Genomic DNA, 18,201 nt, shown 5'->3' on the forward strand with positions numbered 1-18,201 from the left:
CGGGCCTCGTCACACGTCGGTGGAGAACCGCACCCCGCCGTCGGGCAGCACGACACCCGGCCACACACGTGCCCCGCGAAGGAGCTCGCAGCGCGCACCGATGTTGGCGCCGTCGCCGATCACCGCGTCGCGCACCAGGGCACGGGGACCGATGCGCGAGCCGAAACCGAGGATCGAGCGCTCCACCACGGCACCGGCCTCCACCACCGCGCCGTCGAACACCACCGCGCCGTCGAGCCGAGCACCGGCGCCCACTTCGGCGCCGCGACCGACCACCGTGCCGCCGACCAGCACCGCACCCGGCGCGACCCCCGCCGAGGGATGCACCAGCGATTCGCCCCGCGTTCCCTCGAGCGCCGGGGAGGGCGCGATGCCACGGACGAGGTCGGCAGAGCCCCGCACGAAGTCCTCGGGGGTACCCATGTCGCGCCAGTAGGCGACGTCGACGTGACCGAAGACGTTGCGCCCCTCGGCAAGTAGTGCCGGGAAGACCTCGCGTTCGACGGAGACGGGCCGCCCCTCGGGGATGCCTTCGATGATCTCGCGGCGGAAGACGTAGCAGCCGGCGTTGATCTGATCGGTCGGCGGGTCCTGGGTCTTCTCGAGGAACGCGGTCACGCGTCCGTCGGCGTCGGTGGGCACGCAGCCGAACGCCCGCGGGTCACCCACGCGCACCAGGTGCAGCGTCACGTCGGCCTCGGTGGTGCGGTGGGTGTCGAGCACCGCACGCAGATCGGTACCCCCGAGCACGTCGCCGTTGAACACCATCACGTTCTCGGCACGCAAGCGCGGCAACACGTTTCGGATTCCGCCGCCCGTACCCAGCGGCTCGGTCTCGGTGACGTACTCGAGCTCGAGGCCGAGATCGGAACCGTCACCGAAGTACTCCTCGAACACCTCCGCCTTGAACGAGGTGCCCAGCACGACGTGGTCGATACCGGCCGACTTGATGCGCGCCAGCAGGTGCGTCAGGAACGGCAGCCCTGCGGTGGGGAGCATCGGCTTGGGCGCCGACAGGGTCAACGGCCGCAGCCGAGTTCCCTTGCCCCCCACAAGAACCACGGCATCAGTGCTCTGTTCGGTCACGCTCGTCCCCCTCGTTCGTCCGGTCCCTGCTCGTCTGTCGCAGTAGTGGTCGATCCCTGGCGTTCACGCACGGCCGAGCCCACCACCAGCCGCGAGCGCAGCGACAATCCGACACGCAACCCCAGTCGCAGCGGCGCCTGCCACCAGCGGTCGTGCCGGTCGGACTGGAAGCGGTAGGCGCTGTCGTGGTGAGCAGGCAGCATCAGTTCCGGGTGCCGCCCGGCAGCATGGCCCTTGTCATGGGTGACGACAGCGCTGGGCACGTACACGTTCTGCCATCCGGCGCGGCCGAGACGATCACCGAGATCGACGTCCTCCATGTACATGAAGTACCGGGAGTCGAATCCACCGATCGAATCGAATGCCTTGCGGCGCAGCAGAAGACACGATCCGGACAGCCAGCCCACCGCACGCTCGACGACCTCCTCGTCGAGCTGTCTGTACGCCGCGGTCCACGGGTTGCCGGGCCAGATGCTGCCGAGCACCGCGTGCCCGAGGCCGTCCGTCAAGCCGGGAACCCGGCGCGCCGACGGGTAGCGAGTGCCGTCTGGCTCGAGGATCGACGGCCCCAGCGATCCGGCGCGCGGCCAGCGCTCGGCGGCGTCCAGAAGGGCGTCGATGGCGCCGGGCGCCCATTCGATGTCCGGATTGACCACCATCACGAACTCGGCGTCGGGGTCCACCTCGGCCACCGCCCGGTTGGCGGCGGCGCCGTAGCCGATGTTGCCGCCCGAGCGCAGCAGACGCGCGAAGGGGTAGCGCTGCTCGGCGGATTCGGGGGCGCCGTCGGTGGAGCCGTTGTCGACCATGATCACCGCCACCTTCCGCCGAGTTGCGTCGGTGATGGTGGACAGGAAGCGGTCGAGGTGCTCACCCGGTGAATAGGTCACCGTCACCACCGCCAAGGTCTCGCTCACGGCGGTCACCCTATCGGGGCCGCCGAGGGTCCCCCCGCGCCGACTCGTGCCAGCGCAGCGGACACCGCCTCCCGCCAGGGCCGCAGCGGCGTCAGACCGGCCTGCTCCCACGCCCGACCCGAGAGCACGGAGTACGGCGGCCGCGGTGCCGGTCGCACGAACTGCGCGCTCGAACACGGGCGCACTCGCTCCGGATCGGCGCCGACACCGGCGAACACCGCGCGGGCGAGGTCGAACCAGGTGGCGGTGCCGGCATTGGTCGCGTGCAGCACCGGGGGCAGCGACCCGGGTTCACGGGCGGCCAGCTCCAGCAGTCCGGCGGCGAGGTCCGCGGCGTACGTCGGGGAGCCGATCTGGTCGTCGACCACATCGATCTGCTCGCGTTCGCGCTCGAGCCGCAGCATCGTGCCCACGAAGTCGGTGGGCCCACCGGAGTACACCCACGCGGTGCGCACAACGGTGGCCGTGGGCAGGTGACGGTGCACCTCGACCTCCCCGGCGAGCTTCGTGCGGCCGTAGGCGGTGGCCGGATCCACCGGGTCCCCCACCTCGTAGGGCTCGGTGGCTGTGCCGGGGAAGACGTAGTCGGTGGAGATGTGGATCAGGTGCGCCCCCACCTGCGCGCAGCGCCGGGCCAGGTTCGCCGGGCCGGTGGCGTTGATCGCGTGCGCGCGGTCGGTGTCGGTCTCGGCAGCGTCGACGGCGGTGTAGGCGGCGCAGTTGATCACCACCGCGTCCGGTCCCACGGCCGCCGCGACCGCCGTCGGGTCGGTGATGTCGAGGTCGGCCGAGGTGGCGGCGACGGTGCTCGCAGGGTCGGCGATCTCGAGCAGCCTCGAGCCCAACTGGCCACCGGCGCCGGTCACGAGCAGGGTTCGCCCCGCGGGCACGGTTGGTCTCACGGCTGCAGAGTCTGGCACGGTGCCAGGCGTGCCTCCACCGGTGGCGAGCGCACCACGGCTAACCTGGCTCGGGTGAGTACCCCGGTGTCGACGCGCGCCTCGGTGGCCTCGTCGGCGCGTCGGCACCCCGGCCGAGTGCTGGTGGCGGTGCTGTCGGTGGCGTCACTGCTGGTCACCGGGACGGCGTGGAAAACCCTCGACACCCTGCGCACCAACGTGGCCACGGTCTCGGACCTGGGGCTGGGCGGGGGCGCCGACGGTGCGGTGGACATCCTGCTCGTCGGCACCGACAGTCGCACGGACGCGCACGGCAGCCCGCTCTCCCAGCAGGAGCTGGATTCGCTGCGCGCCGGGGACGAGGTTGCCTCGAACACCGACACCATCATCCTGGTGCGCATCCCCAACGACCGATCGTCGGCGACCGCCATCTCCATCCCCCGCGACTCCTACGTCGACGTGCCCGGTCTGGGGATGTCGAAGATCAACGCCGCCTACGGCGCCACCAAGGAGGCCACACGGCTGAAGCTGGTGGGCGACGGCGTCTCCGACGCCGATGCCGACGCGCGATCCACCGAGGCCGGGCGGCAGGCGCTGGTGAAGTCGGTCGCCGAGCTCACCGGCATCACCGTCGATCGCTACGCCGAGGTGGGCCTGCTGGGGTTCATCCTGCTCACCAACGCCGTCGGTGGTGTGGACGTGTGCCTCAACGCCCCGGTGAACGAGCCGCTCTCCGGCGCGAATTTCCCCGCAGGACCGCAGACACTGCAGGGATCGGATGCGCTGAGCTTCGTCCGGCAACGGCACGACCTGCCACGCGGCGACCTCGACCGCATCGTGCGGCAACAGGTGTTCATGGCCTCACTGGCCCACAAGGTGCTCTCGGCGCGCACACTGAGCAACCCGTCGACGCTGGCGCAGCTCAGCACGGCGGTACAGCGGTCGGTGACCATCGACGACAGCTGGGACGTGCTCGATTTCGCCACCAAACTCAAGGATCTCGCCGGCGGCAAGGTCAAGTTCGAGACGATCCCCGTCGTCGATCCCAATGGCACCTCACCGGACGGCGAGTCGATCGTGGAGGTCGACCCCGCCGCCGTGCGCAAGTACGTCACCTCCGTGCTCGGTTCCGCAGCGCCGAACACTGCGCCGCCGTCGGCGGACCCGTCCTCGATCACCGTCGACGTGGCCAACGACAGCGGCATCGAGGGTCTGGCCGGCACGGTGTCGGCGATGCTGACCTCGGAGGGCTACCGCGCGGGCACCGTGGGCAACAACGAGGGCCCGTCGGTGTCGACGACGACGGTGATGACCTCCGACACCGGCGGCGCCGCCGCGGCGTCGGTGGCCGCGCGGCTGAACAACGCGACCATCGCCTCGGACCCGGACCTGCCGGAGAACACCGTGCGCGTGGTGCTGGCCGCCGACTACTCGGCCGGTTCCACCACACCCACCGCCGGCGGTGACACCGGATCGAGCACCCCAGAGGCGCCGCCGAGCCCACCCATCGACGCCGGCTCCGCCGGCCCGACCTGCGTGAACTGAGCACCCCGTGACCCCCACGCTCACCGAGTCCCTCATGACCCCGATCCTGGCGCGAGACCCCGCCGGGCCGCGCATCACCTACTACGACGACGGCACCGGCGAGCGCATCGAGCTGTCGGCGATCACCCTGGCCAACTGGGCGGCCAAGACCGCGAACCTGCTTCGTGACGAGGTGGGGCTGATGCCCGGAGCCGTGGTGGCGGTAGGGCTGCCCGCGCACTGGCAGAGCGCGGCGGTGCTGCTGGGGGCCTGGTGGGCGGGGCTCGAGGTGCGCCTCGGGGGCGACAGTGATGCCGACGCCGCCCTGGTCACCGCCGACGGCGTCGACGACGCGGTCGCCCCGGAAGTTGTCGCGCTCTCCCTCGACCCGTTCGGCCGCCCCGTCGCCGACCTGCCGCCCGGGGTTCTCGATTACGCCACCGCCGTCCGGGTGCACGGTGACGCGTTCATCCCCGGTGGTGCGGGCGGCAGCGCGCTCGACGGGCGGTCGGTGGCCGAGGTTCTCGACAGTGCGCGGGCGGTGGCGTCGCAGGACGGTCTGACATCGTCGGACCGGGTACTGAGCTGCCGGGAGTGGGACAGCGCGGCCGATCTCGAGCGCGGACTGCTCGCCGTCCTGGCTGCGGGGGCGTCGTTGGTGCAGGTGCGGGGCCTGGCGGAGTCGGCTCGGGCACGTCGCATCGAGTCGGAGAAGGTCACCCGCGAGTTGTAGATCCGGTGGGGCTGCTCTCCCCTACGGTTCAGTAGCCGCTCGCGGCCGAGACGAGCTGGTCGTCGCGGGTGCAGGTGAATCCCTGCTCGGCGAGGGCGGCCACCACGGCGTCGGCGTCTTCGGGATCGAGGGCCAGGTAGGGCCCGCTGTGCACGCTGTCCTCGGTGCGCCCGAACCGCGACGCGATATCCGCCGGGAACCACTCGAGCATCGATTGCGCGGGCCACTGCGGCCACTCGCCGTCCTCGTAGCCCGGGATGAGATCGAGGCCCCAGGGCTCATCGGCGTCGGGGAGATCGATCTCGGCGTTGGCCAGCGCCTCCACGATCTCCGACCACAGATGGCCGGGAAGGTCCTCCCGCGCTTGCCCCCAGGTTCCGAAATCCGTGCGCAGCAACACCAATTCCTGCGCACTCTCCCGGCTCAGGAACACCAGATCCTCACCTGCCACCCCGTACACCAACTCCGTCGACGTCATGGGGTCCATCGTGGCGGACCACCGCGCGGTGGGGATGCAAAAGTGGAGGATTGTGCCCGGTGAGCGGCCACAATCCTCCACTTCACGGCATATCCCGAAGTGACCGCCGCTTCTGCCCCCGACGCCGTACTGCACCAGCAACTGCGCCAGCCGGGATCCGTCGATGAGTTCGATGCGAGCGTTGATCCGCTCGGCCTCCTCGACTGCGCCGCGGGGAATCGACGAGTGGTGATCAGCAGGACGAGGTCATCCGCGAGCTGTTGATCCGGTGGGGCTCCTACCCCGAGCGCACCGTGGGCCCCAATGCGATGACGGGGTCGCCGTCGGTGCGGTCGAAGAAGTCCGCGCCGGTGTCGTCGATCACCACGAACGCCGGGAAGTCGTGCACTCGGATCCGCCACACGGCCTCCATTCCCAGCTCCGGGTAGTCGATCACCTCGACCTCGCTGATGCATTCGGCGGCGATGCGCGCGGCCGGTCCGCCGATTGTTCCGAGGTAGAAGCCGCCGTGCGCACGACAGCTGGCCGCCACTGCCGACGACCGGTTGCCTTTGGCCAGCATCACCAGTGAGCCTCCGGCGGCCTGGAACTGCTCGACATAGGAGTCCATGCGACCGGCTGTGGTGGGACCGAACGATCCGGAGACCGCACCGGTGGGCGTCTTGGCCGGACCCGCGTAGTACACGGGGTGCTCACGCAGGTAGGGAGGTAGCGGCTCACCGGCGTCGAGCCGCTTCTTCAGCTCCGCGTGCACCAGGTCCCGTGCGACCACCAGGGTGCCGGTGATCGAGAGTCGGGTGCCCACGGGGAGCCCGTGCAGCTGCTCACGCAGGGCCGTCATCCCAGCGTCGAGATCGATGGAGTGCACATCGTCCCCGAGGTCGTCGGCGGTGACGTCGGGCAGGAATCGGCCGGGATCGGTCTCAAGCTGTTCGACGAAGTACCCGTCGGAGGTGATGCGGGTGAGCACCTGGCGATCGGCCGAGCATGAGACGGCGATCGCGATGGGACACGATCCGCCGTGTCGCGGCAGGCGCACCACCCGTACGTCGTGACAGAAGTACTTTCCGCCGAACTGCGCCCCGATACCCAGTTGCCTGGTCATGGTGAGGATCTCGGCCTCGAAGTCGATGTCGCGGAAGCCGTGGCCGCTCGGCGAACCGGCGCGGGGCAACCCGTCGAGCGCGTGCGCGGACGCCAGTTTCGCGGTCTTGAGGGCGAATTCGGCCGAGGTGCCGCCGATCACCACAGCCAGGTGGTACGGCGGGCACGCGGCGGTGCCCAGTGCGGCGATCTTCTCGCGCAGGAACCTCGCCAGCGCGGTCGGCTCGAGAACCGCTCGCGTCTGTTGGAACACGAAGCTCTTGTTCGCGCTGCCGCCGCCCTTGGCCATGAACAACAGTTCGTACGCACTCTCGCCCGCGGCGGCGATTTCGATCTGCGCGGGAAGGTTGGTACCGGTGTTGCGCTCGTCGAACATCGTCAGCGGCGCCAGTTGGGAGTAGCGCAGGTTCAGCTCCCGATACGCGTCGGCGATCCCCGCCGAGATGTGCCGCGCGTCATCACCGTCGGTGAGCATCAGGCGACCGCGTGCTCCGCAAACGATCGCGGTGCCGGTGTCCTGACACATCGGCAGCACCCGCCCGGCTGATATCACGGCGTTGCGCAGCAGATCCAACGCCACGAAGCGATCGTTGTCACTGGCCTCCGGGTCGTCGACGATGGCGCGCAATTGCTCGAGGTGCGCGGTTCGCAACAGGTGCGAGACATCGTCGACGGCGGTGCGGGCGAGGACGCGCAGCGCCTCGCCGGGCACCCGCAACAGGGTGAGGTCACCGCAGGTCATGGGCTCAGGCGACGGCAGCGCGAGCCTCCGGAACCGCGTGGTGTTGTCAGGCTCGACGGGCAACAGGGGGGTGTAGTCGATCTCGGGATAGGCGGGCACTGTCGGTATCCCCGGGTGGGCAGAACTCATCGCTACCTCCGTCTCGCCGGTGCCGGGCCGCCACCGATCGGCTCGATGTGCACGACCGGCCAGCCCATCATGCATACTTCTTCCAGTAATGCATCCTCCGTTGTACCCGATGCCGAGGAGCTAGCGTGACCGACACCACCACGAAGTCCGATGCCATCGTCGACCACTTGCGTCGGTTGATCCTCTCCGGCGACCTCGAGCGCGGTGAGCGTCTACGCCAGGACGAGCTGGCCCGGAGGTTCTCCGCGAGCATCACCCCGGTACGCGAGGCGCTGCGGTTGCTGGTGGCCGAAGGACTGCTGGTGTCCGAGCCTCACCGCGGAGTTCGGGTGGCCGGGGTCGATCTACGTCGGATCAGTGCGGTGTACGTGGTGCGGCGTCTGACCGAGGCTCACGCGATGCGCCGTGCGGTGGACAGGTTGTCGCCGCGGGATCTGCGATCGATCGACGCCATCCTCGACGACCTGGACCGGGCCCAGGCGGCGGGAGATCAGCTGCTGGCGCGAGATCTCAATCGCGCCTTCCACTTCTACTTCTACGATCGGTGCGGGGTGCCGGGCCTGCGTGACGAGATCGCCACCATGTGGCGGGCTTTCCCGTGGGACCTGATGCTCGGTACCGACGAACGCATGGTCGCCTCGGCCGCCGAGCATCGCGCGATCGTCGACGCGGTCCGGGCCGGTGACCCCGATCTGGCAGCCCAGACCACCGAACTGCACATCAGGAACGGGTATCTGCTGCTGGCCGAGCGTGTGCAGGGCCGGCGGCCGGCCGACCCCTTCGACGCCTAAACTCCGGGCTCGACCGCTGGACCGGCTGCCCATTGAGATAATGCATTATTTTTTCTCTTGTGCATTTACCGGAACATGATCCATTCTGGAACCTGCACGTGTGATCTGCGTCATTCAACAAGCGGGCGGAACACCGTCCGATCTCAGGAGAAGCGATGACATCGGTGGACATGACCGGACGAGTGGCTGTCGTCACCGGCGGGGCGAGCGGGATCGGTCGCGCGACGGTGGAGCTGTTGGCGCGCCGCGGAGCCGCGGTGGTGGTGGCCGATATCGACGAGGTGCGAGCGAAGGAGGTCGCCGAGGAAGTGGCCCACGCCGGCGGGCGCGCCGCCGCGCTGGAGGTCGACGTTACCGAGGCCGCATCCGTCGACGCTGCCGTCGAGCGAGCCGTCTCGGAATTCGGTCGGCTCGACGTCGTGGTCGCCAACGCCGGGGTGACTCATGTTCCCACGCCCGCGCTCGAGCTCGACGAGGCGCAGTTCACCCGCACGTTCGACGTCAACGTCAAGGGCGCGTGGCTGTGCGCCCGCGCCGCGGTCCCGGCCATGCGCGCCACCGGCGGCGGATCGATCGTCATCACCGGCTCAGTGATGGGCGAGCGCACACGGCCGGGATTCTCGGCCTACGCGCCGAGCAAGGCAGCGGCCAACCACCTCGCCCGCACCCTGGCCGTGGAGTTGGCTCCGGACATCCGGGTCAATGCTGTTGCGCCGGTGGCCACCGACACCCCGATGCTGCCGAGCTTCCTCGGCGACGGCGATCAGGACGCAGCCCGCGCGCGATTCATCGCCGGAATCCCCCTCGGCCGCCTGGCCACCCCGCTGGACATCGCCGAGGGCATCGTGTTCCTGGCCTCCGACGCCGCGCGCTTCGTCACCGGCACGGTGCTGCCCGTGGACGGGGGTCGCGCGCTGTGACCGCCACCCCCAGCGAGAACGCATCGGCACCTAGGCCACTGGAGGGCCTGCTGGTCGTGTCCTGCGAGCAGGCTGTCGCCGCTCCCCTGGCCACCCGACACCTCGCCGACCTCGGCGCGCGGGTGATCAAGGTCGAGCGACCCGGTGGCGGCGACTTCGCCCGCGCGTACGACGAGACGGTGCACGGGCAGTCCAGTCACTTCGTGTGGCTCAATCGATCCAAGGAGAGCCTGGCCCTGGACCTCAAGCGCGACGACGACCGGCAGGTGCTGCTGCGACTGCTGGCTCGCGCGGATGTCTTCGTCCAGAACTTCGCCCCCGGTGCCGCCGAGCGCCTGGGACTGGGCGCACAGGCCCTGCGCGAACTCAACCCGCGGCTGATCACGTGCTCGATCTCCGGCTATGGGCCCACCGGCCCGTACCGAGACGCCAAGGCCTACGACCTGCTCATCCAGGCCGAAGCCGGACTGGTGTCGGTGACGGGAACCGAGGACCACCCGGCCAAGTCCGGCATTCCCGCCGCGGACATCGGCGCCGGGATGTACGCGTTCTCCGCGATCACGACCGCCCTGTACGACCGCGAGCGCACCGGACGTGCCGCCGCACTCGACATCAGCCTGTTCGACTCGTTGGTCGAGTGGATGGGGTACCCGCTCTACTACACCGAGTACGGCGGCAGCGCACCCGCGCGCACCGGCACCAGCCATGCCGCCATCGCCCCGTACGGAGTGTTCGCCGTCGGTGACGGCACCGAAGTGGTGCTCTCGGTGCAGAACGAGCGGGAGTGGCACGCCTTCTGCCGCCACGTGCTGCGCAACGCAGAACTGGCCGTTGACCCCCGCTTCGCCACCGGCAGTCTGCGGGTGGCCAACCGCAAGGCCCTCGTGGAGGAGATCGACGCGGTGCTCGATGCACTCACCGTCGACGAGGCCGAGCAGCGCCTGAGCGAGGGCAACATTGCCCACGCGCGGTTGCGCCCGGTGTCGGAGGTGCTCCGCCACCCGCAACTGCTCGCGCGCGATCGGCTGCGCGCAGTGACCACCCCGGCCGGATCCGTCGTGGCCACCGAACCGGTGATCGGCTTCGACGGCTTGCGTGCGCGCATGGACCCCGTCCCCGGCGTCGGCGAACACAACGCCGCGATCCTCGCGTGGCTCGACGACCAGGACAGCACCGAACAGGAGAGCTCTCGATGACAACCTCGCACCTCGACACCGACTTCGCCATGACCGGCGCGTCGAGCGCGGTGACCGAATGCCACATCGGGGGTCGCTCCGTGGCCGCAGCACACACCTTCGACAACCTCGACCCCGCCACCGGACAGGTTCTCGGCGCAGTGGCCGCCGGTGGGGAACGCGAGGTCTCGATGGCCGTCGACGCTGCCCGACGCACGCACACACCGTGGCGGCGAACCGCGCCCGCTCGACGCGCCGATCTGCTCACCGCGATTGCCGACGGCATCTGCGCGAATGCCGACACGCTGGCGGTGCTAGAGAGTGAGGACACCGGAAAGCCCATCTCGCAGGCCCGCACCGACGCGCTCGTGGCGGCGCGGTACTTCCGCTTCTACGGCCATGCCGTCGACACCTACTACGGCGAGAGCATTCCGCTGAACTCAGACACCCTGACCTACACGCGGCGCGAACCGTTTGGCGTCACGGGCCACATCCTGGCGTGGAACTATCCGATGCAGTTGCTGGCCCGCGCGGTGGCCCCCGCGATCGCTGTGGGCAATTGCGCGGTGGTCAAGCCCGCAGACGAGACCCCGCGCACGGCGGTGGCCGTCGCCCGGATCGCCCAGCGCGCGGGTCTACCCGATGGAGTGATCAACGTGGTCACCGGCACGGGCGAGCAGGCCGGGGCCGCGCTGGCCTCACATCCGGGCGTCGACCACATCGGGTTCGTCGGCTCCACCGAGGTGGGGTCACTGGTGGCCCGGGCGGCGGCAGATCGGGTGGTGCCGGCCATTCTCGAACTGGGCGGCAAGTCCCCCCAGATCGTCTTCCCCGACGCCGATCTCGGTGCCGCCGCGGTCACGGTGGCGCGGGCGATCATTCAGAATGCCGGCCAGACGTGCTCGGCGGGGTCGCGGCTGCTGGTGCATCGAGACATCCGGTCCGAACTCGTCGACGCAGTGGTGGGGCGCCTGCAGCAGGTCCGCCTGGGACGCGGGGTGGACGACCCCGATCTGGGTCCGCTGATCTCCCGCACTCAGCAGCACCGCGTCCGCTCGATGGTCGAGTCGCTCAGCACCGGTGACGTGGTGCTCGGCGGCGCACCACCCACCGATCCGGCACTGACCGACGGCGCGTACTTCTGCCCGACGGTGATCGTGGACGTCGATCCGCGCGCGTCGATCGCCCGCGAGGAGATCTTCGGGCCGGTGCTCACGGTGAACTCCTTCGACGACGAGGACGAGGCGCTCGCCCTGGCCAACGGGACCGACTACGGACTGCTCGCCGCCGTCTGGACTCGCGACCTCTCCCGCGCGCACCGCATGGCGGCCGATCTGGTGGCCGGCCAGGTGTACGTGAACTCCTACGGCGCAGGCGGCGGAGTCGAGTTGCCGTTCGGCGGCTTCCGCAAGTCCGGCTACGGCCGCGAGAAGGGCTACGAGGCGCTCGATCAGTACTGCGCCACCAAGACGGTGGTGGTCGCGTTGTGAACACAACCGTCGTCTCTCCACCACACCGACACCCCAGTTCACCGACACCCCCAGTTCACCGACACCCCCAGTTCACCGACGAGGAGAACGCCATGACCACTCTCACACCAGCCCCGACCGTCTCCGCCCCCACCGGACCCGGCACCACAGTGGACTTCTCAGGCCCCTATCGCCTCACCATCGACGGTGAGCTCGTGCCGGCCGCCGAGACGTTCGACGTACCCAACCCGGCCACCGGCGAAGTAGTGGCAGCGGCACCCGACGCCGACGCGGCCGATCTCGATGCTGCGGTGGCCGCCGCGAAGAGGGCGTTCGCCTCGTGGTCGTCGCTGACGTGGGCCGAGCGGCGGGAGTACCTGAGTCGATACGCCGACGCGCTCGACGAGCACCGTGAGGAACTCACCCGACTGCTGACCACCGAGCAGGGCAAGCCGCTGCGCACAATGGCCGCGAGCGAGGTCGACGCCGCCATCAGTTGGGTGCGCGGAGTGGCCGAGCGGGAGCTGCCGGTGGAGGTGGTCGAGGACACCGATGATCACCGCGTGGAGATCCACCGCGTCCCGCTCGGCGTGGTCGGTGCCATCACGCCGTGGAACTTCCCCGTCCTGCTGGGCCTGTGGAAGGTGGCGCCGGCGTTGATCACCGGGAACACCATGGTGCTCAAGCCCTCTCCGTACACCCCGCTGTGCACCCTGCGTTTCGGTGAGATCGCAGCGCATGTGCTCCCGCCCGGTGTGCTCAACGTTGTCTCCGGGGGCAACGACATCGGGCAGCAGCTCTGTGAGCATCCGGACGTAACCAAGCTCAGCTTCACGGGCTCCACCGCAACGGGCCGGAAGGTGATGGCCACCGGGGCCGCGAACATCAAGCGCGTCACGCTCGAGCTCGGCGGGAACGACGCGGCGATCGTGCTGGCCGACGCGGACTGGAAGTCGCTGATCCCCACCCTGTTCGACGCGGCGTTCGGCAACTCCGGGCAGTGGTGCATCGCGATCAAGCGCTTGTACGTGCACAGCTCCATCCACGCCGACTTCGTTCGAGAGTTCACGGCGTACTGCTCCACCAAGGTGGTGGGCGACGGAATGGATCCTGCGACGGACCTGGGTCCGATTCAGAACACGATGCAGTACGCCAAGCTGGTGAACCTGTTCGACGATATTCGGGCGCAGGGCTACCGGGTGACCCTGGGCGGGGTGATCGACACCGACCGTCCGGGCAACTTCGTACCGATCACCGTCGTCGACAACCCGCCGGACAGCAGCCGGATCGTGCGCGAGGAACCCTTCGGTCCCGTGCTGCCCATTCTGTCCTTCGACACCGAGGACGAGGTGGTGGCCCGCGCCAACGACACCGACTTCGGCCTGGGCGGATCGGTGTGGGGCGACCCCGAGCAAGCCGCACGGATCGCGCACCGGCTGCAGACGGGCACGGTGTGGGTCAACGAAATCCACATTCACGGCGTCGACATCCCCTTCGGCGGGCACAAGTGCTCGGGTCTGGGAGTGGAGAACGGCGCAGAGGGACTGGCCGCCTTCACCAACACCAAGACCCTGATGTTCCACAAGTGAACGCCGGACACGACAGAGGAGGACGACAGTGCGAATGACGGGTGCGGTGGTTGCCGGGAGCGGTGAACCCTTCGAGTTGATGGATCTGGATCTGACCGATCCGCGCGCGGGAGAGCTGAGGGTCCGCATGATCGCGTGCGGGGTGTGCCACACCGACGCGGTCATCCGGGATCAGTTGGTTCCCATGCCCCTGCCGGCGGTGCTCGGCCACGAGGGTGCAGGGATAGTCGAGGCCGTGGGTTCGGGGGTCAGCGGCATCGCCCCTGGCGACCGAGTTGTTCTGTCGTTCAACTCTTGTGGCGCCTGCATCTCCTGCAACTCGGGCGCGCCGGGGTATTGCACGGAGTTCGGTGCCTACAACTTCGGCGGGGGCCGTCCCGACGGGTCGACGTGTCTGACCCGAAACGGCGAGCGGGTCTCGTCGCACTTCTTCGGCCAGTCGTCCTTTGCCACCTATGCCAACGTTGCGGCCCGATCGGTGGTGCGGATCGACGACGAGGACGTGCCCCTGGAACTGCTGGGTCCGCTGGGGTGCGGCATACAGACCGGCGCCGGCGCGGTGCTCAATTCCCTCTCCCCCGAGGCGGGTTCGTCCATCGCCATCTTCGGCGCGGGGGCCGTGGGTGACGCGGCGCTGCTGGCCGCGCGGGTGGCCGGGTGCACCACGATCATCGCCGTGGACCGGATGGCATCGCGATTGAGCTACGCCACCGAACTCGGGGCCACACACACGGTGAACGTGACCGACGGCGACCCGGTGGCCGCGATCATGGACATCACCGACGGCCGGGGGGTGAACTACGCCCTCGAGACCACCGGGGTGCCGATGGTGCTGCGCCAGGCGGTCGATTCACTCGCCGTGCGCGGTGTGGCGGGGCTGCTGGGCCAGGCACCCATCGGATCTGAGGTGCCGTTCGAGACCGGCGCATCACTGCTGCGCGGGTGGTCGCTGAAGACCATCATCGAGGGCGACTCGGTACCGCAGGTGTTCATCCCGCAACTGATCCGGCTCTACCGGGCCGGCATGTTCCCCTTCGACAAGCTGATTCGCACCTACCCGTTCGAAAAGATCTGCGAGGCATTCGAGGACTCCGAACGGGGCGAGGTGGTGAAGCCGGTTCTGGTGATGTGAGGCATGGCCTGCTGGCACGCTGTCATGGGATGAAAGTGGAGGATTGTGCCCGGTGAGCGGGCACAATCCTCCACTTCATGGCACGTCCCGAAGTGACCGCCGCTTCTGCAGCCACCCGATGGTCATGAAGAAGGCTGCCGCCGCGCTGAAGAAATTGATGGGCGAGAGAACAGCCGAGCCCAGCGAGCTGCCGAGCATGACCTGGAACGCCGTCCAGCCCACGATGACCGCGAGCACAGCGACGATCGGCCAGCCGGTGTCGAATTCGTATTTCACGCGAACTCCTCCCAACCACGAGGCGCCACCGCCTCACTGAGCATGACCCTTATTACTGTGTAACTCGAAACCCACCGGTTGTCATCCTTGCGGCGCGGCGTTGCAGAAGGCTCGACGCGAATCCACCCTCACACCCTCCGATACCCGCCGTCCTCGAGCCCGGCCTCGATTTCGAAGCGGTTGCCCGCACCGGGATGTCGCAGTTCCTCGGCCAGGTAGCGCACGGCGAAGCTCACCCCGTACCGCGCCCACTGGTCGGCGTGCACGGCCTCGTGCCGCAGCAACCGCGGACCGGGTGTGCCCCCGGTGAGGAACGCCCCGCCCACACATGTTCCGCCGCGGGCGAACCCGCCGCGCATGCGCTCGCACACGAACAGGTTCACGGTCGGCTCGAATCGGATGTGCGCCCGCCACAGTCGCGCCCAGCCCAACGCCAGCACCGTGACCACCGCCGCCTGCTCACTCCCGCGCGCGGCACGGCCCATCGGGCCGCCCGCCCAGTTCCGCGTGTTCGGCGACCCGGTCACAGCAGATACACCAGCGCCAGCCCGGCCCCGCACGCACCGACCGAAACACCGGCGGAGAGAACGGCATTGAGCATCGCCACGCGGTGCTCGCCCCTCTGGATCAGACGCACGGTCTCCACGCTCGCGGTCGAGAAGGTGGTGAAGCCGCCGCAGAAGCCCGTGCCCACCACCGTCTGCCACGACGACGGCACCTCGTGGAAGATCACCAGACCCGCCAGCACGCCCAGGAGAAGGGACCCGCTCACATTGATCACGAACGTGCCCAGCGGGAACGGTTGCGCCACACGAGATTTGATCTCCGAATCCAACACGAACCGCGCCACCGCGCCCAGGGCGCCGGCCAACGCCACGAGCGCGATCATGCGCGCACCCGCGCTGCGGCAATCATGCGCGAACCCGCGCACCGGCGCTGATGCCCGCCCAGGCCGCAGCGGTGCCCACCACCACCGTCACCACCACGTACGCGGCAGCGGTCACGGCGGAACCGTCCCGGATCAACTCCGAGGACTCCAGGGCGAAGGTGGAGTAGGTGGTGAAGGCACCGCAGAAGCCCGTGCCCAGCAGCAGGCGCGCGCCGCGCCGCCAGTCGGTGTCGTCACCGAGCCGCACCAGGGCCTCGAGGAGCAGACCGAGCACGAACGCGCCGACGATGTTGATCGCGAACGTCGCCCAGGGCCACCCTGAGCCGTGATGCGGATACGCGCTCTCCCCGCCGTAGCGGGCGAGGGTGCCCAGAACCCCGCCCACGAACACCAGGGCGAGGGCGCCGGGGCTGCGGTGCAGCGGGCGGGTCGATTCGGAGCTGTCCGGGTCGACGGGACGATCACTCACACCAGCGCTCAGCCCAGCAGCGAACGGCGCAATGCGTCGTCCTTCTCGAGCACCAACGCCTCCAGGGAGGCCAGGTAGTCCACCATGCGGGCCCGCACCGTCTCGTCTGACGAGCCGATGATGCGAGCGGCCAGCAGACCCGCGTTCTTGGCACCGCCGATCGAGACGGTCGCCACCGGGATACCGCCCGGCATCTGCACGATCGAGAGCAGCGAATCCATGCCGTCGAGATACTTCAGCGGTACCGGCACCCCGATCACCGGCAGCGGCGTGGCCGCGGCCACCATGCCGGGCAGGTGCGCAGCGCCGCCCGCCCCGGCGATGATCACCTCGATGCCCCGCTCGGCGGCGGTGCGGGCGTAATCGAGCATGCGCTGCGGGGTGCGGTGCGCGGAGACCACACCCACCTCGAAGGTGATCTCGAACTCCGCGAGCGCCTCGGCAGCGGCCTGCATCACCGGCCAGTCCGAATCGCTGCCCATGATGACGCCCACGCGCGGGCCGCGTGAAGTGCTCTGCTGATCAGTGGCCATGGGGATCCCATCCGTCGGTCCATTCGGCGTGCGAGAGCCAGTGCGCGGCGCGCTCGGCGCGCTCTCGGATCGCAGCCACGTGGGCCGGATCCTCGGGCGAACCATCGGCAGCGCCCACGATGTTCACATGACCGATCTTGCGGTCCTTGCGCTCACCCTTGCCGTAGAGATGCACCTTGGCGTCGGGCATCCGGGCGAACAGGTGGTGCACCCGCTCGTCCATCGACATCGTCGGTGCGGTCTCGGCGCCGAGCACGTTCGCCATCACTGTCACCGGGGCGATCGTGGAGGTATCGCCCAGCGGGTAGTCCAGCACCGCTCGCAGGTGCTGCTCGAACTGCGAGGTGCGCGCACCGTCCATGCTCCAGTGCCCGGAATTGTGTGGGCGCATGGCCAATTCGTTGATCACCAGCTCACCGGCCGGTGTCTGGAACAGCTCGACAGCCATCACCCCCACCACGTCCAGCTCGGCGGCGATGCCCAGTGCCAGGCTCTCGGCGGCCTCGGCGGTGTCCTCCGGCAGGTTCGGTGCCGGGGCGATGGCGACGGCGCACTGACCGTTTCTCTGCACCGTCTCCACCACCGGCCAGGTGGCGCCCTGCCCGAACGGTGAGCGCGCCACCATCGCCGACAGCTCCCGAGCCATCTCCACCTTCTGCTCGACCAGGAGCGGAACACCCGCCGCCAACTGATCGGCGACGATGCTCGCCGCCTCGGTGGCGTCGTCGAGCATCCACACCCCGCGCCCGTCGTACCCACCCCGGGTGGCCTTGAGCACCACCGGCCACCCGTGCTCGTCACCGAAGTCGAGCACCTCGGCAACCGACCCGACGGGGGCGAAGGGCGGCACCGGCAGTCCGAGCTCGGACAACCGTCGCCGCATCACCAGCTTGTCCTGCGCATGGATCAGCGCCGACGGCCGGGGCCGAACGTTGACCCCTTCCGCGACGAGCACCTCGAGATGCTCGGTGGGAACCCCCTCGTGGTCGAAGGTCAGCGCATCGCAGCCGCGGGCGGCCGCGCGCAGGGCATCGAGGTCGGTGTGCTCGCCGATCACCACGTCGGGACTCACCCGCGCCGCGGGCTCGTCGTCCCGAGCTGCGAGAATCCGCAGGCTCTGGCCCAGGGCGACGGCCGCCTGGTGCGTCATCCGCGCGAGCTGACCGCCCCCGATCATGGTCACCGTGGGCACGGCGGACGCGCTCAATTCGCGTGGCGGCGACGGGCGGGCCGGGGGGTCGGTGGGTACGGGCTGGGCAGCGAGGTCGGAGGGAATACCGGTCACGCAGCACATGGTGTCACGAGGCGATTAGTGTTGTGCGCTCACCATTCGTAGAATCAGCCCT

General features: G+C 69.3%; 19 protein-coding genes and 1 pseudogene. 8 read left to right on the forward strand and 12 right to left on the reverse strand.

The window, feature by feature from the left end:
* Positions 1–9: 9 nt before the first annotated feature.
* The 3 genes from manB to rfbD are packed head-to-tail and all read right to left on the reverse strand — an operon-like array spanning position 10 to position 2,905.
* Positions 10–1,086 (reverse strand): mannose-1-phosphate guanylyltransferase, encoded by a 1,077-nt coding sequence (gene manB / locus ACY48E_RS09985; RefSeq protein ID WP_462871996.1) that lies wholly within the window; start codon positions 1,084–1,086, stop codon positions 10–12.
* On the reverse strand, positions 1,083–2,003 hold the full coding sequence (locus tag ACY48E_RS09990) for a glycosyltransferase family 2 protein (RefSeq protein WP_462871997.1): 921 nt from the start codon (positions 2,001–2,003) through the stop codon (positions 1,083–1,085). Before ACY48E_RS09990 ends, manB begins: the two co-directional genes overlap by 4 nt.
* 5 nt (positions 2,004–2,008) lie before the next feature.
* The gene (gene rfbD, locus ACY48E_RS09995) at positions 2,009–2,905 is read right to left on the reverse strand and encodes a dTDP-4-dehydrorhamnose reductase (protein ID WP_462871998.1); all 897 of its coding nucleotides are present in this window, start codon (positions 2,903–2,905) and stop codon (positions 2,009–2,011) included.
* Positions 2,906–2,977: 72 nt separating this feature from the next.
* Between rfbD and ACY48E_RS10000 the strand changes: the two genes are divergently transcribed.
* Positions 2,978–4,447 (forward strand): LCP family protein, encoded by a 1,470-nt coding sequence (locus ACY48E_RS10000; protein ID WP_462871999.1) that lies wholly within the window; start codon positions 2,978–2,980, stop codon positions 4,445–4,447.
* A gap of 34 nt (positions 4,448–4,481) precedes the next feature.
* Positions 4,482–5,159 carry a TIGR03089 family protein gene (locus ACY48E_RS10005; RefSeq protein WP_462872071.1) on the forward strand — a complete coding sequence of 226 codons (678 nt, stop codon included), beginning with the start codon at positions 4,482–4,484 and terminating at the stop codon, positions 5,157–5,159.
* A 28-nt stretch (positions 5,160–5,187) separates the two neighbouring features.
* On the opposite strand, the gene ACY48E_RS10010 is transcribed toward ACY48E_RS10005, so the two are convergent.
* The 3 genes and pseudogenes from ACY48E_RS10010 to ACY48E_RS10020 form a co-directional block, all read right to left on the reverse strand.
* The gene (locus ACY48E_RS10010) at positions 5,188–5,637 is read right to left on the reverse strand and encodes a hypothetical protein (protein WP_462872000.1); all 450 of its coding nucleotides are present in this window, start codon (positions 5,635–5,637) and stop codon (positions 5,188–5,190) included.
* Between the two features lie 117 nt (positions 5,638–5,754).
* Positions 5,755–5,862: pseudogene (locus ACY48E_RS10015) on the reverse strand (restriction endonuclease); the annotation flags it as partial.
* A gap of 52 nt (positions 5,863–5,914) precedes the next feature.
* Positions 5,915–7,612, reverse strand: a complete 1,698-nt coding sequence (locus ACY48E_RS10020; RefSeq protein WP_462872001.1) for a FumA C-terminus/TtdB family hydratase beta subunit — start codon at positions 7,610–7,612, stop codon at positions 5,915–5,917.
* Positions 7,613–7,737: 125 nt separating this feature from the next.
* On the opposite strand from ACY48E_RS10020, the gene ACY48E_RS10025 reads away from it, so the two are divergent.
* The 6 genes from ACY48E_RS10025 (at position 7,738) to ACY48E_RS10050 (ending at position 14,688) form a co-directional block, all read left to right on the forward strand.
* Positions 7,738–8,403, forward strand: coding sequence for a GntR family transcriptional regulator (locus ACY48E_RS10025; RefSeq protein ID WP_462872002.1), 666 nt, complete (start codon positions 7,738–7,740; stop codon positions 8,401–8,403).
* A 155-nt stretch (positions 8,404–8,558) separates the two neighbouring features.
* Entirely contained in the window at positions 8,559–9,323 is a 765-nt protein-coding gene (locus ACY48E_RS10030; RefSeq protein WP_462872003.1) for an SDR family NAD(P)-dependent oxidoreductase, read from the forward strand.
* Complete coding sequence (locus ACY48E_RS10035; RefSeq protein WP_462872004.1) at positions 9,320–10,519, forward strand: CaiB/BaiF CoA transferase family protein; 1,200 nt, start codon at positions 9,320–9,322, stop codon at positions 10,517–10,519. Before ACY48E_RS10030 ends, ACY48E_RS10035 begins: the two co-directional genes overlap by 4 nt.
* The gene (locus ACY48E_RS10040) at positions 10,516–11,988 is read left to right on the forward strand and encodes an aldehyde dehydrogenase family protein (RefSeq protein WP_462872005.1); all 1,473 of its coding nucleotides are present in this window, start codon (positions 10,516–10,518) and stop codon (positions 11,986–11,988) included. The genes ACY48E_RS10035 and ACY48E_RS10040 overlap by 4 nt, the downstream gene beginning before the upstream one ends.
* A gap of 92 nt (positions 11,989–12,080) precedes the next feature.
* The gene (locus tag ACY48E_RS10045) at positions 12,081–13,556 is read left to right on the forward strand and encodes an aldehyde dehydrogenase family protein (RefSeq protein WP_462872006.1); all 1,476 of its coding nucleotides are present in this window, start codon (positions 12,081–12,083) and stop codon (positions 13,554–13,556) included.
* Positions 13,557–13,584: 28 nt separating this feature from the next.
* Entirely contained in the window at positions 13,585–14,688 is a 1,104-nt protein-coding gene (locus ACY48E_RS10050) for an NAD(P)-dependent alcohol dehydrogenase (protein ID WP_462872007.1), read from the forward strand.
* Between the two features lie 75 nt (positions 14,689–14,763).
* Here ACY48E_RS10050 and ACY48E_RS10055 read toward each other — a convergent pair whose 3' ends face one another.
* The 6 genes from ACY48E_RS10055 to ACY48E_RS10080 all read right to left on the reverse strand — a co-directional run bounded on the left by ACY48E_RS10055 (position 14,764) and on the right by ACY48E_RS10080 (position 18,140).
* Positions 14,764–14,964, reverse strand: a complete 201-nt coding sequence (locus ACY48E_RS10055; RefSeq protein ID WP_462872008.1) for a hypothetical protein — start codon at positions 14,962–14,964, stop codon at positions 14,764–14,766.
* Positions 14,965–15,092: 128 nt separating this feature from the next.
* Positions 15,093–15,449 (reverse strand): hypothetical protein, encoded by a 357-nt coding sequence (locus ACY48E_RS10060; RefSeq protein ID WP_462872072.1) that lies wholly within the window; start codon positions 15,447–15,449, stop codon positions 15,093–15,095.
* 38 nt (positions 15,450–15,487) lie between these two features.
* Positions 15,488–15,853 carry a fluoride efflux transporter CrcB gene (crcB, locus tag ACY48E_RS10065; RefSeq protein WP_462872009.1) on the reverse strand — a complete coding sequence of 122 codons (366 nt, stop codon included), beginning with the start codon at positions 15,851–15,853 and terminating at the stop codon, positions 15,488–15,490.
* 22 nt (positions 15,854–15,875) lie between these two features.
* Positions 15,876–16,322, reverse strand: a complete 447-nt coding sequence (gene crcB, locus ACY48E_RS10070) for a fluoride efflux transporter CrcB (protein ID WP_462872010.1) — start codon at positions 16,320–16,322, stop codon at positions 15,876–15,878.
* 8 nt (positions 16,323–16,330) lie between these two features.
* On the reverse strand, positions 16,331–16,855 hold the full coding sequence (gene purE / locus ACY48E_RS10075; protein WP_462872011.1) for a 5-(carboxyamino)imidazole ribonucleotide mutase: 525 nt from the start codon (positions 16,853–16,855) through the stop codon (positions 16,331–16,333).
* Complete coding sequence (locus ACY48E_RS10080) at positions 16,845–18,140, reverse strand: 5-(carboxyamino)imidazole ribonucleotide synthase (protein WP_462872012.1); 1,296 nt, start codon at positions 18,138–18,140, stop codon at positions 16,845–16,847. The genes purE and ACY48E_RS10080 overlap by 11 nt, the downstream gene beginning before the upstream one ends.
* Positions 18,141–18,201 lie beyond the last annotated feature (61 nt).

The sequence above is a fragment of the Rhodococcus sp. AZ1 genome, from assembly GCF_054979605.1.

Excerpts from the sequence above, each read along its gene's own strand:
- ACY48E_RS10005 (WP_462872071.1), top strand. The coding sequence starts at position 4,482 with ATGACCCCGATCCTGGCGCGAGACCCCGCCGGGCCGCGCATCACCTAC.
- ACY48E_RS10010 (WP_462872000.1), bottom strand. The coding sequence starts at position 5,637 with ATGACGTCGACGGAGTTGGTGTACGGGGTGGCAGGTGAGGATCTGGTG.
- ACY48E_RS10020 (WP_462872001.1), bottom strand. The coding sequence starts at position 7,612 with ATGAGTTCTGCCCACCCGGGGATACCGACAGTGCCCGCCTATCCCGAG.
- ACY48E_RS10030 (WP_462872003.1), top strand. The coding sequence starts at position 8,559 with ATGACATCGGTGGACATGACCGGACGAGTGGCTGTCGTCACCGGCGGG.
- ACY48E_RS10040 (WP_462872005.1), top strand. The coding sequence starts at position 10,516 with ATGACAACCTCGCACCTCGACACCGACTTCGCCATGACCGGCGCGTCG.
- ACY48E_RS10045 (WP_462872006.1), top strand. The coding sequence starts at position 12,081 with ATGACCACTCTCACACCAGCCCCGACCGTCTCCGCCCCCACCGGACCC.
- ACY48E_RS10060 (WP_462872072.1), bottom strand. The coding sequence starts at position 15,449 with ATGGGCCGTGCCGCGCGCGGGAGTGAGCAGGCGGCGGTGGTCACGGTG.
- crcB (WP_462872009.1), bottom strand. The coding sequence starts at position 15,853 with ATGATCGCGCTCGTGGCGTTGGCCGGCGCCCTGGGCGCGGTGGCGCGG.
- purE (WP_462872011.1), bottom strand. The coding sequence starts at position 16,855 with ATGGCCACTGATCAGCAGAGCACTTCACGCGGCCCGCGCGTGGGCGTC.